The organism is Lapidilactobacillus bayanensis (assembly GCF_003946695.1).
Taxonomy (GTDB): Bacteria; Bacillota; Bacilli; order Lactobacillales; family Lactobacillaceae; genus Lapidilactobacillus; species Lapidilactobacillus bayanensis.
Genome location: NZ_RHOX01000007.1, coordinates 18,402 through 31,331, shown reverse-complemented (window position 1 = coordinate 31,331; position 12,930 = coordinate 18,402). Strand labels below are relative to the sequence as shown.

11 protein-coding genes are annotated in these 12,930 nt (G+C 41.6%); 8 read left to right on the top strand and 3 right to left on the bottom strand.

Annotated features, from left to right (window positions below; genetic code table 11):
* Positions 1-123 precede the first annotated feature (123 nt).
* From EKM65_RS03815 to EKM65_RS03805, 3 genes are read right to left on the bottom strand one after another with little or no spacing between them, the layout of a single operon-like run.
* A complete protein-coding gene (locus EKM65_RS03815; protein WP_125605661.1) occupies positions 124-2,067 on the bottom strand; it encodes a PTS fructose transporter subunit IIABC in 1,944 nt (647 codons plus the stop codon).
* Positions 2,068-2,088: 21 nt separating this feature from the next.
* On the bottom strand, positions 2,089-3,003 hold the full coding sequence (gene pfkB / locus EKM65_RS03810; RefSeq protein WP_125605659.1) for a 1-phosphofructokinase: 915 nt from the start codon (positions 3,001-3,003) through the stop codon (positions 2,089-2,091).
* The gene (locus tag EKM65_RS03805; protein ID WP_125605657.1) at positions 3,003-3,758 is read right to left on the bottom strand and encodes a DeoR/GlpR family DNA-binding transcription regulator; all 756 of its coding nucleotides are present in this window, start codon (positions 3,756-3,758) and stop codon (positions 3,003-3,005) included. The genes pfkB and EKM65_RS03805 overlap by 1 nt, the downstream gene beginning before the upstream one ends.
* A 343-nt stretch (positions 3,759-4,101) precedes the next feature.
* Between EKM65_RS03805 and obgE the strand changes: the two genes are divergently transcribed.
* The 8 genes from obgE (at position 4,102) to EKM65_RS03765 (ending at position 12,739) form a co-directional block, all read left to right on the top strand.
* Positions 4,102-5,394 (top strand): GTPase ObgE, encoded by a 1,293-nt coding sequence (gene obgE, locus EKM65_RS03800; RefSeq protein WP_125605655.1) that lies wholly within the window; start codon positions 4,102-4,104, stop codon positions 5,392-5,394.
* A 39-nt stretch (positions 5,395-5,433) separates the two neighbouring features.
* Positions 5,434-7,419, top strand: coding sequence for an acyltransferase family protein (locus EKM65_RS03795; RefSeq protein ID WP_125605653.1), 1,986 nt, complete (start codon positions 5,434-5,436; stop codon positions 7,417-7,419).
* Positions 7,420-7,449: 30 nt separating this feature from the next.
* Complete coding sequence (gene rnz, locus EKM65_RS03790) at positions 7,450-8,391, top strand: ribonuclease Z (RefSeq protein ID WP_125605651.1); 942 nt, start codon at positions 7,450-7,452, stop codon at positions 8,389-8,391.
* An 8-nt stretch (positions 8,392-8,399) separates the two neighbouring features.
* On the top strand, positions 8,400-9,200 hold the full coding sequence (locus tag EKM65_RS03785) for an SDR family NAD(P)-dependent oxidoreductase (RefSeq protein ID WP_125605649.1): 801 nt from the start codon (positions 8,400-8,402) through the stop codon (positions 9,198-9,200).
* A 14-nt stretch (positions 9,201-9,214) separates the two neighbouring features.
* Complete coding sequence (locus tag EKM65_RS03780; RefSeq protein ID WP_125605647.1) at positions 9,215-9,601, top strand: LapA family protein; 387 nt, start codon at positions 9,215-9,217, stop codon at positions 9,599-9,601.
* Between the two features lie 180 nt (positions 9,602-9,781).
* Entirely contained in the window at positions 9,782-9,973 is a 192-nt protein-coding gene (gene rpmF / locus EKM65_RS03775) for a 50S ribosomal protein L32 (protein WP_125605646.1), read from the top strand.
* A gap of 673 nt (positions 9,974-10,646) precedes the next feature.
* Positions 10,647-11,192 (top strand): DUF1836 domain-containing protein, encoded by a 546-nt coding sequence (locus EKM65_RS03770; protein WP_164506804.1) that lies wholly within the window; start codon positions 10,647-10,649, stop codon positions 11,190-11,192.
* A 2-nt stretch (positions 11,193-11,194) separates the two neighbouring features.
* A complete protein-coding gene (locus EKM65_RS03765) occupies positions 11,195-12,739 on the top strand; it encodes a bifunctional metallophosphatase/5'-nucleotidase (RefSeq protein ID WP_125605643.1) in 1,545 nt (514 codons plus the stop codon).
* Positions 12,740-12,930 lie beyond the last annotated feature (191 nt).

Here is a 12,930-nt window from a genome sequence, read left to right as displayed (position 1 = left end):
AATAAAAAAGGTCAACGGTGACACGAGTGTCGAGTTAGTTAGCAAATTTGAACTTTTGATTCATGGCGAGACTAAAATAAAGGAACTAGGATTTTTTCGTCCTAGTTCCTTTTTTTATTTTAGTTAGGATTCAGTTACTTGCGCTAATGGTTTCTTCCAAAGACCCAGAATGACACCGGCAATGACGGCGCCGACAACGACAGAGATAAGATAACCAAAGGGATTGTTAGCCAAGAAGATAACGAACAAACCACCATGGGGCGCCGGAACATTAACGTGCATTAATTGAGTCAAACCACCACCAATGGCAGCACCAATTACACTAGAAGTAATGATGTGTAGTGGATCTGCAGCAGCGAAAGGAATGGCACCTTCAGTAATAAAGGAGATACCTAACAAGTAGTTACTTAAACCAGAGTTGCGTTCTTGAGCGGTCCATTTGTTCGGCCAAAAAGTAGTGGCAATGGCGATTGCTAATGGTGGTACCATTCCGCCAACCATGACAGCGGCCATTAACGCACCGTTTTGAGTGGTTTCAAAAGCACCAATGGCAAAAACATAAGCTGCTTTGTTGAAAGGACCACCCATATCAATGGCCATCATGCCACCAAGCAAGGCGCCAAGAACAACGGCGTTAGTCGTCCCCATATTATTTAGAAAAGCCGTGATACCGTGATTAATCATGCCAAAGATTGGATCAACCAAGAAGTACATCAAGGCACCAACAATTAACAAACCAAGAATGGGATAAATAAAAATCGGCTTCAAGCCATCAAAAGTTTTAGGTAAATTCTTGAAGACTTTTTTCATTAAGATGACGGTGTAACCAGCTAGGAAACCGGCAACTAAACCACCTAAGAAACCAGCAGGGCTCTTCGAAGGCAAGATGCTCATTGTTGCTTGACTCGCCATATAACCACCGACAAAACCGGGCATTAAAGCAGGACGATCACCAATGGCTTCGGCGATATAAGCAGATAAAACGGGAATTAAGAAACTAAAAGCAGCATTACCGATTTGATTAGGGAAAGTGTACCAGATTGATTGATCACCGACGAAACGTTCAATTAAGAAAGAAATTGCCATGACAATTCCGCCAGCCACGACAAACGGTAGCATGTTGGAAATGCCATTCATCAACTGACCATATAATTGACTACCAGCAGATTTGGTGTTGCCATCAGCCTTGTTAGGGGCTGTTTCATCAGTCGTAAAAATTGGCGCTTTACCAGCAATAACCGTTTCAATTAAGTCATGTGGCTTTTTAATGCCGTCAATTACGGGCCGGTTTAACAGAGGTTTGCCGTTGAAGCGGGCCATTTCAACTTTCTTGTCCGCTGCAATAATGACGCCGGCTGCACGATTGATTTCGTCGGCTGTTAATTGATGCTTGACACCTTCAGAACCGTTCGTTTCAACCTTAATCTCAACGTTCATCTTCTTGGCTTCGTCAATCAATGCGGCTTCAGCCATGTAAGTATGGGCGATACCAGTCGGACAAGCAGTCACAGCGACAACATACGGTTGGTCCGTTAGTGCTGGCTTATCTTGAGCTTTTGCTGCAGCGGCGGCCGCGGCTTGTGCTTCACGAGCTTGCTCTTCAATATCTTTTTTAGCCTGGGCCTCGTTAAAGAGTTGTTGAACTTCGTCAGGCGTTTGCGTTTTTTTCAAGGCTGCGACTAAATCGGGATTGATTAGAAGTGATGATAATGCGGAGAGGGCTTGTAAATGTTCATTATTGGCACCCTCTGGCGCAGCAATCATGAAGAATAAATGAACGGGTTGGCCATCTAATGCGTTGTAGTCGACACCTTGATCGCTTTTAGCAAACAAAACTGCTGCTTTGGTAACAGAGCTGACTTTAGCATGGGGCATGGCGATACCGTCGCCGATTCCGGTAGTTGATTCAGCTTCACGTTTGAGGATTGCCGCACGGTAGTTGTCAACATCATCAACAACACCAACTTCGTGATAGCGTGCAATCATTTCATCAATGGCAACGTCTTTAGTGGTTGCCTGTAGATCCATAATCATGGCATCTTTAAGCAATAAATCTTGAATTTTCATTAATAAACCTCCATCCAATCGTTATTTAATTAAATCAATCTTGATTTGGGGCAGTAGGGCATTAATTTGCTCAATATTGGCGATGTCTTCAGTAAAAGCTGTGGCACTGCCGCATGCCAACCCGTATTTAAAAGCCATTTTTGGATCGTGATGTTGACTAAACTCACCGATGAAACCAGCAAGCATTGAATCACCCGCACCAACAGAATTAACAACTTGACCAACTGGTGCGACTGAATGATAAATGTGCTCAGGAGACAAGTAGTAAGCACCTGCACCAGCCATCGAAATCAGAACGTTTTTAGCTCCTGATTCTTGCAATTTGGCAGCATAAGTGAGTAATTGCTGGTCATTTTCGATCGTCGTATTAAATAAATCAGCTAATTCATGATGATTAGGTTTGATGACGAACGGTTTTTTATTAAGGGTATCTAGTAACGCTTGACCAGTGGTATCAATGGCGAATTCGGCGCCTTTAGCCACAACAAGATCAATTAATTCTAGATAGAAATCATTGGTCAGTTGAGGCAACAAGCTACCGGAGAAAATTACGGTATCGCCAGCTTGAACTTGATCGAACTGCTTTTTAAAAGCCGCTAATTCAGTAGCTGTGACTCGAGGACCAACAGCATTCATTTCTGTTTCTTGGTCGCTTTTTAGTTTGACATTGACGCGCGTATTGTCGGCGATGCTTGTAAAATCGAACTTAATCTGTTCTTGGCGTAACGTTGTTTCAAGAAATTGACCAGTGAAGCCGCCAATAAAACCCCAGGCTGTGTTAGCACTACCTAATTGAGTCAAAATTTTGGAAACGTTGATGCCTTTACCACCTGCAATAAAGTTCGTGTGCTGCAAGTAATTAACCCGACCTAAGTTCAAATGATCAATCTGCACCACGTAATCAATTGCTGGATTAACCGTCACCGTATAAATCATCAGTCCAACTCCTTTATGTTTGTTTGCTTAAAATGTATTTTTAATTTAGTTGTCAGTTTCCCAGTCAACAAGTAATCCACTTGAGTTAAGTTACTAAACGTGGCAAAAGCAACTTGTTGGAACTTCGAGACGTCACTGAGAACAATTTTTTTCGTGCTGTGCGCGATCACGCACTGTTTAATGTTAGCTTCATCAATATCAGGCGTCATTAGATCGCCTGAAGCGGCCACACCATTCGTGCCAATGAAGGCGAGGTCAAAATGAAAACCAGCTAAAGTTGCCATGGTTGCTGAACCGACCAGTGCTTTGGTGGTGCTTTTTAAATGGCCAGCTGGTAAAAAGACGTTTAGATTTTGTTCTGAGAGTTTTAAAGCTGTGGTGACACTATTGGTGACCAGATTTAAATCTTGAAAACGATTTAAATAGGGAATAATCTCTTGGACAGTCGTTCCAGCGTCTAAATAAATAACTTGCTCATCTTTAACGAAATTTTCGACGGCATATTTAGCAATAATTTCTTTTTCACTGCGATTGAGTTGTTCACGATCGTTCTGGGCTAAGTCGACGGTTAAGTGTGTGATTGATTGCGCACCACCGTGAATTCGTTCCAGCAGTCCTTGTGCTTCCAGCTCATCCAAGTCGCGCCGAATCGTTGACTCTGATGCGTCGGTTAGGTGCACCAGTTCATTGAGTTTGCAAATTCCTTCTTGATTCAGGGCCTGCAAAATAATTTGATAACGCTGTGCAGTTAACATTTACTTCACCTCGTCAATGATTATAAACGCTCTCAAAAATAAAAACAAGCAAAATCTATCATAACCTTTCAAAAACAGTCAATTAAATTCAAACCTTCATTTTTTAGCGCTGCTTTTTGACGAAGTGCGTTAGAATTTAGTTGGTGTTCTGAATTTCTTAATGAGCACTTAGTAAAAACTTATTTGTTTGATTACAGGTTAATTTAAGATTTTTACCTGAAAATTTGTTATCATAGTGAATGAACTTTTTACTTTTGAACTTTTCAGAATGATGACTTAATTTTTAGAAATTTTATCCAATTAAAGACACTTGAGAATAAAGAAGAAATTCAGGAGGACAACAATGTTTGTCGATCAAATTAGAATTGAAGTGAAATCTGGTAAGGGCGGCGATGGTTCGGTTGCTTTTCGTCATGAGAAGTTCGTGCCAATGGGTGGTCCTTCTGGCGGTGATGGCGGTCACGGCGGCGATGTTATTTTGGTTGCCGATGAAGGTGTCCGAACGTTATTAGATTTCCGTTACCGGCGGCATTTTAAAGCCGATCCTGGTCAAAACGGACAAATTAAAGGAATGTACGGTCGTGGTGCGGAGAATACGTATATTAAAGTGCCAACCGGGACCAGCGTGACTAATTTTGAAACTGGTGCCTTTCTAGGTGACTTAGTGGAAGATGGTCAAGAATTGATCGTCGCACATGGTGGCCGTGGTGGTCGGGGTAATATTCATTTCAAAACCTCACGAAATACGGCACCAGAAATTGCTGAAAACGGTGAACCCGGGCAAGAATTAACGTTACAACTAGAATTAAAAATTTTGGCAGATGTTGGCTTAGTTGGCTTCCCATCCGTGGGTAAATCAACCTTATTATCTGTGGCAACTTCCGCAAAACCTAAGATTGCCGCGTATCAATTCACAACCTTAGTTCCTAATTTAGGAATGGTTCAGTTAAATGATGGTCGCGATTATGTAATGGCTGATTTGCCAGGGTTAATTACTGGGGCTGCTCAAGGTGTCGGTTTAGGAATTCAATTCTTGCGTCATATTGAACGGACGCGAGTTATCTTGCATTTAATCGATATGGATCCAGAGAACGGGCGTGAACCATGGGATGATTATCAACAAATTCGTCACGAATTGGAACAATATGACGAAGGTCTTTTGACGCGTCCAGAAATTATTGTGCCAACGAAGATGGACATTGATGGTGCTGCTGAACGTTTGGCCGAGTTTAAGGCGCAAGTGACCACTAATCTGGATCATGAAGTGACGATTTTGCCAATTTCCAGCGTGACTCACGACGGCGTGCAAGGGCTGTTACAGAAGACCGCTGATGTTCTTGATCGCACACCAAAGGCGGTCTTAACAACGCCAGTAGCCACTGATGATGTGACTTATAACTATGATGAGTCACATCAAGACTTTGAGATTAGTCAAACTGACGATCATGAATTTACCGTGACTGGTGAACGAATTGAGCGGTTCGTTAAGATGACCAATCTAGATCACCAAGATGGTATTATGCGCTTTGCTCGGGCATTACAAAACTGGGGTATTGAAACGGCATTACGGGATGCCGGCGCTGAAAATGGGGATACGATTGTCATCGCTGATTTCAGCTTTGACTTCGTGGAATAATACCGCAATTAATTAACGGTTAGAATCAGGGAGCAAATCATGCAACAACCAGTTAAAACTAAAGGAAGAACAAAAAAACGTTACATCACTGGATTTGATGGCTTACGAGCAATCGGTGTGATCGCGGTGATTCTGTATCATTTGAATCCTGGTATTTTCAAAGGTGGATTTCTTGGTGTCCCCATTTTTATGGTCATTTCGGGCTATTTAATTACGGATCATTTACTGATTGATGAGACTGAAACAGGAACTTTCGACTACAAAAGCTTTTGGTTAAGGCGGATCAAGCGTCTTTATCCAACTTTACTGACGATGTTATTGACCACGTCAGCTTACATTGTCTTATTTCAACGTAATTTGCTCTATCATTTGCAACAAATTGTCGCAACCAATTTACTTTATCTCTATAATTGGTGGCAAATTGCCAACGGTCAATCCTATTTTGAGCGTTTTGCCAATAACGAATCGCCATTTACCCATTTGTGGACATTGTCGATTGAAGGCCAATTCTACTTATTGTGGCCTTTGTTGCTCATTTTGTTGATTCGTTTGAAGCGTAAGCGTGGCACCTTGTTAGGCGTAACTTTGGGATTAACAGTATTGTCGGCAGTTTTAATGGCCGTTTTATATGCACCTAATGCCGATCCGAGTCGGATTTATTACGGTACAGATACGCGGATGTTCTCGATCTTATTAGGGTGTGCCTTAGCCATTGTTTGGCCCAGCAATCGTCTTAAGCAGGCAGTTAATCAACAGGTGCGTTACTTTCTTGACGGGATGGGCGTAGTTGGTTTATTAGGAATGTTGATCCTTTTATTAGTGTCCAGTGCCCAATCCGCCTTTTTGTATCGTGGCGGTATGTTGCTATTCAGTGTTTTTGTGATGCTTTTAATCGCTGCTGTGGCGCATCCGGGTTCGGATTGGAATCGATTGTTCACCAACCCAGTTTTCAAGTGGTTAGGTTCGCGGAGTTACGGGATTTATTTGTATCAATTTCCGGTCATGATTTTCTTTGAAACTCGATTTACGGATATCGCTGATCATCAGGTTCTTTATCCAGTTGTTGAAGTTGCTTTAATTCTATTAATTAGTGAGTTGTCCTATCGAATCATTGAGACGAATTTGGGTCGTTTAAGTTGGCAAGATATTAAGGACATGTTTAAATGGCTCTTTTTACGCAAAAATTCTTGGGTTTTAACGCAGTATCGGGTGATGGTGGGCATCTTAGTGCTAATTTTCTTAACGGGCTCTGTCGGCGTTTTAACGGCATTTGGCGTGACCAACGATAATGCTAATAAATCTGGAGTTGCCACCACAATTAAAGCTAACAAGAAAAAAACTGCCAAACAAAACTCAGAATTGATTGCCAAGATGAAGGCAGCTAAGTCGCAAAGTGCAAAGGCCAAGTCGGATAAGTCATACAGCTTGTCGATTAGTCGTTCTAATTCGATTCGAGATGCCCAAATTGGCAGTGATTCCAGTGATGCTGATTTACGTAAGCTAGGTTTAACTAATGATGAATTGAAGCTGGCTAAAAGTTTACCAATTACCGGTATTGGTGATTCGGTCATGTTAGGCAGTGCTGAAGGTTATAAGCGTATTTTTCCTAATATGTATTTAGATGCAGATGTGAGTCGCCAGTTATATCAAACGCTACCGATTATTGATCAGACGGCTAATAAAGGTGCTTTAGCGGATGTCGTTCTGGTCGGTTTAGGAACGAACGGCGACTTTCCAGCAAGTGATTTAGCTAAAATGATGGCTAAATTTGGACCCAAACGCAAGGTCTTTTGGATTAATGCATACGTGCCAACGCGTTCTTGGCAAAATGAGGTCAATCAGAAATTAGCGGCGGCGGCTAAGAAATATCCTAATTTGACCGTTATTGATTGGTATCACTACGCTAAGAAACATCCATCTTGGTTTTCTAATGATCATGTCCATCCTAATCCGAAGGGTTCGCCACATTACACAACGTTCGTAGCTAAGGCGGTTTTGTCAGACTTATTAAAAGATCAGCATTAATGTATTTAACGATGAAGGTGAGAGCAGTTAATGGAAATTGAATTTCTTGGAACAGGCGCTGGCGTACCAGCACGGAATCGTAACGTAACAAGTATTGCCTTAAAACTATTAGCAGAGCGTAACGAGATTTGGTTATTTGATTGTGGTGAGGGCACGCAACAACAAATTCTGCGCACAACGATCAAGCCACGTAAAGTTACCAAAATATTTATCACCCACTTGCATGGCGATCATATTTTTGGTTTGCCTGGTTTCTTGACTAGTCGTTCTAATCAGGGTGGTGATACTGCCATTGATCTATATGGACCAGTTGGGATTAAAAGGTATGTCCAAACATCCTTGTCAGTGACCGGGACGCGGTTAAGTTATCGGATCAATTATCACGAAATTACCGAACCTGGTGTGATTTTTAAAGATCAAAACATGACGGTAACTGAATTGAAATTGGACCATCGAATTGATAGTTATGGTTATCGCATTCAAGAGGCTGACTTTTCTGGTGAATTATTAGTTGATAAATTATTAGCTGAACAGGTTCCTTCTGGGCCAATCTATGGTAAATTAAAGGCAGGTGCCGATGTCACTTTGGCAGATGGCCGTGTTTTACATGGAGCAGATTACGTTGCACCTAGTCGACCTGGTCGAATCGTGGCCATTATGGGTGATACGCGTAAGACAGATAATACGATTAAACTGGCACAAGACGCGGATGTCTTAGTTCATGAGAGTACCTTTGGCCAGCACGAAAGTAAATTAGCTCGTCAGTATTATCATTCGACTTCGACTCAAGCTGCCCAAATCGCACGCTTGGCCAATTGTCAGTTATTATTGATGACCCATATCTCGGCTCGCTATCTCGGTCGGGCTGCGCGTCAATTACAAACAGAAGCACAAGAAATTTTTCCTAATAGTCGGGTTGTTAATGACTTTGATGTTGTTGAGATTCCGTTGCCTAACGCAATTAAGGAGTGAGTAAAATCATGGTAAATGATTATCGAACTTTAAGAGGCAAGGTAGTGGTCATTACTGGTGCTTCATCAGGAATTGGTCGCGATATTGCCTTAGAAGCTGCTAGTCGTGGTGCGCGAGTATTTCTACTAGCACGCCGGTTGGAATTATTAGAGGAAGTTCGCACGGAATGTGCCAATCTGTCTTTGGCGCAGGCCACGGCCATTCAAGTTGACGTGAGTCAGATGGCCGAGTTAGAGCACGCTGTTGCCCAGATCCAAGCAGAAACAAACCGAGTTGATGTGTTAGTTAATGCGGCTGGTTTCGGCGACTTTGAAACTTTTGCCGAGATTCCGGTTAAACGCATCGAGCAAATGTTTCGGGTTAATGTCTTTGGTATGATGCTGTTAACCAGAATGTTAGCACCAATGTTGTTTGCAACTAAGGGACATATTGTCAATATTGGCTCGATGGCTGGTAAAATTCAGACGCCCAAATCAGCTGTATATGCAGCAACTAAGGCGGCTGTGATTGCTTTTTCGAATTCGTTACGATTGGAATTGAAGCCATTGGGTGTTAAGGTGACGACGGTTAATCCTGGACCAGTTAATACGGAATTCTTTAATGTTGCCGATTCTGGAGCTCAATATCTGCAAAAAATGGCTTGGTTGTCTCTGGATCCAGAAAAGTTAGCGATTAGAATCGTTGCCAGTTTTGGTCAATCAGTCCGTGAGATTAACGCGCCTTGGTTTATGGAAGTAGCGGCTAGATTGTATCCACTTGCACCGAAGCTCGGTGACTTTCTTGCTAGTACGATTGGTAATCAAAAATAGTGGGGTGACAAATAATGAAAAAGCAAACGGGCTTCATATTAGGGTTAGTTTTGGCTTTGATCGTGGTTATCTTCGCCATTATGAACGTGGAGACAATTGCAATTAACTTTGGTTTTACCAAAGTTGAATTACCATTGATTTTAATTTTATTGATTTCCTTAGTTTTAGGTGCTGTGATTGCGGCTTTATTGTCAACCGGAACAACAGTCAGTTTGAAACGGCAAACTAAAAAGTTACAAAAGGATTTAGATGCTGCCGTTCAGAGTCAACAAGAACAAGTTGATCTGGCCGTTGCCAAGGTTAAAGCTGATACTCAATCTCAGATTGAATCGCAGTCAAAGACAATCAGTGATTTGCAAGAAAAATTAACACTCTTGCAAAATGATCAGACGCCAAAGTAAGCTGGTTTGATAGACAACTGATTTTCTCGGCCAATTGGTCATCGTCATTCTCGGAATGACAAAGATTTCCCTTGCGTTACCTAAGCATTGATAGTATTATAGTTAGGTGAACAAAAAAGTTTTCGGGCTTTTAAGTTGCGTTAACTGAAATAACGAGTTATTCGAAAAGGAGTTTTTAACATGGCTGTACCTGCACGTCGTACTTCAAAGCAAAAGAAACGCCAACGCCGCGGACATATTAAATTACAAACACCAAATTTGCAATTCGATGCTGCTAATGGCGAATACCGTTTGAGCCATCATGTTTCACCAAAGGGCTTTTACAAGGGTGCTCAAGTTCTTAAAAAAGAAGAAGAACAAGAAGCTAAATAACCTAACGGATTAATCTCATTTGCGCAAATGAGAGCTGAACATTTTGTTCAGCTTTTTTTGTGGGCAAAAAAGTGCGGAGAAGCGCGGGTAGTTAGTGAGGATTAAGTTCGAGCCAGTTGAAATCTTGGTTTTAAGATTTAAACTGGCTTAACTTAACCGGAACTAACTGCGCTTTGCAGCATGTTTCAAATCAGAGTGCGAAAGGCAACGGGTTGGGTGTTTGTATTTAAACGGGAAGATTGATGCATGTCAATGCAGCAAGATTCACGCTTAAATACATGACACCCAGTTGCCTTGAGCACGTTTCAAAATAGAGCGCGGAGAAAGTCGGCTTAAGCGGAATTGTCAGACTTTTGCAGCACGTTTCAAATTCAGAGTGCGGAGAAGCAATGGGTTGCTGGTATTAAGTTAAGTGGAAAGATTGGTGCGTATCAACGCAACAAGATTTTCACTTAAATTACGTACCAGCAGTTGCTTTGCAGCACGTTTCAACGAGTTCACATAGAAAGTCAGCTTTACAATGAGCATTAAGAAAACACGGGAGTTTTGCAATTAAGCCTGATTATCATATTGACTTGTATTATTGCCTCATTTCGAGCACAAAAAAGAAATAAGTTATCTTTATCTAGTATTGTTGATGATGTGCTACAATGTTTATAGTGAGGTGTCTCAAATGGAAAACAAACAATTTACGGACTATTTAAAGCAGATTCAACTTTTATCATTGCCTCGTTGGAGTGAATTGCCTAAGTTTGATCTTTATATGGACCAAGTGGTGAGCTATATTAATCAGATGTTGGAACCATTAGAGTTTGATGCAGTGACGCCAGCGATGATCAACAACTATGTCAAGTCGGGATTATTAGCGCCACCGACGAAGAAGAAATATGGTCAAGAACAGATTGCGAGTTTAGTCGTGATTGCGATTTTGAAAAGTGTTTTCGCTATTTCTGATATTAAAGCGGCCTTTGTTTTAATTACGCAGTCGAAGGCTAAAGGACAGGGCTATGACTATTTCGTGACGATTTTCTTGAAGACCATTCATGATGTCATTAGTGATTTCCAACAAGAAGTTGTGATTAGCCAAGCGACAAAAGACAATGTGGTTGTCGAAGCAAGTAACTTGGTTAAACTCGCTTGTAGTACTGTTGTCCAACGGATTATTGTCTTAAAATTATTGGCCAAATTAGAAACACAACAAGACACAAAAGAGGGGTAATTTTGAAATTAACAATCTTATCTACAAGCGATACTCACGGTTATTTATTACCAACCGATTATCGTGATCGCCAGTTGAATGCTAAATTTGGTTTGACGAGAGCAGCCACAATTTTAAAGACTGAACAAGCCCAGGCTGATGGTCCAGTTCTAATGATTGAGAACGGCGACTTTTTGCAAGGGTCGGCTTTTGCGTACTATCAAGCTAAAATCGCCCAACAATATTTCGGGATGACTTCTGTTTATAATAGTATTCCTTACCAAGTGGGAATTGTTGGTAACCATGAATTCAATTACGGAAAAGATTACTTAACCAATGCGATTAAATACAGCACACGGCATTTCTTGTGTGCCAATATTTTGAATGAGGATGGCACGCCAGCCTTTGGTGCGCCTTACGAAATAATTAATTTAGCTGGCTTGAACGTTGCCGTTTTAGGTCTAACGACGCAATATATTCCGCATTGGGAGTCGCCGGAACATCTTGCCGGTTTGAAATTCACGTCGGCCTTAGCAGCGGCGCAAAAGTATGTGCCTGAGTTGCGGCAACAGGCTGATGTGGTGGTTGTCGCTTATCATGGTGGCTTTGAACGGGACATTGAGAGTGGCCAGCCGACTGAAGCTTTGACTGGTGAGAACGAAGGTTATGAGCTTTTAACGATGGTGCCGGGAATCGATGCGTTAGTGACAGGGCATCAGCATCGTGAAATTGCCACCGTCCATCAAGGTATTCCTATAACACAGCCTGGTTCTAAAGCTGCTTACGTGGGCAAGATGACATTAACGCTCGATGACGCTAAAAAGGTGACGGCCGCTAGTGCAGAGTTGTTGAGCACTGCCGCAGCATCGCCTGATGAAGATTTAACACCAGCATTAGTTCTGGATAACGAAAATGTTGAAGATTGGTTGGATCAACCATTAGGCACAACCACGGGTGATTTAACAATCACGGATCCTTTTGTCGTAAGAACAAAGCCCCATCCTTATATTCAATTCGTTCAAGATGTGCAGCGTGCCGCAACAAACACCAAAATCTCTGGGACCGCTTTGTTTAACAATGATGGTCAAGGTTTTGGTCAAACAATTACCTTCAGATCTGTTTTGACTAATTATATTTATCCGAATACCTTAGCTGTTGTCAAACTGACAGGCGCCGATTTACGAGCCGCTTTGGAGCAAACCGCTAATTATTTTACGCTAGATGCTAGTGGCGCCATTGGGGTTAATCCTAAGTTTGAAAAGCCTAAACCGCAGCATTATAACTACGATATGTATGCGGGTATTAATTATGTGATCAATGTTTCGCAGCCTATAGGTCAACGAATTACTGAATTAACTTATCAAGGTCGTGCTATCGCACCTGATGATGAGCTAGAAGTTGTCGTTAATCAATATCGGGCAGTTGGTGGTGGTAATTATCAAATGTTTACCGCTGACAAGATTGTCCGTGAAGTGACTGAAGATATGACTGAGATTATTGCAGATTACTTACAAAAACATCCGGTTGTTACTGCTGAAACAGAAAATAATTTTAAAGTCGTTAAATAATTAAGCGTCAATAAATAGCGCAAGAATTGCGGTGTGCTTTAGGTAATGTTGTTCTGAAATAAAAGACGTTTCAACAAGGCGAGAATGCTGATTGATCTGATAATTGACTGTTATTATTGGATTAACACAGGTTATACGCACATGTTGAGGCTTTTTTTTGCTGAGCTCATGATCTCTTGTAATTGGTCTAT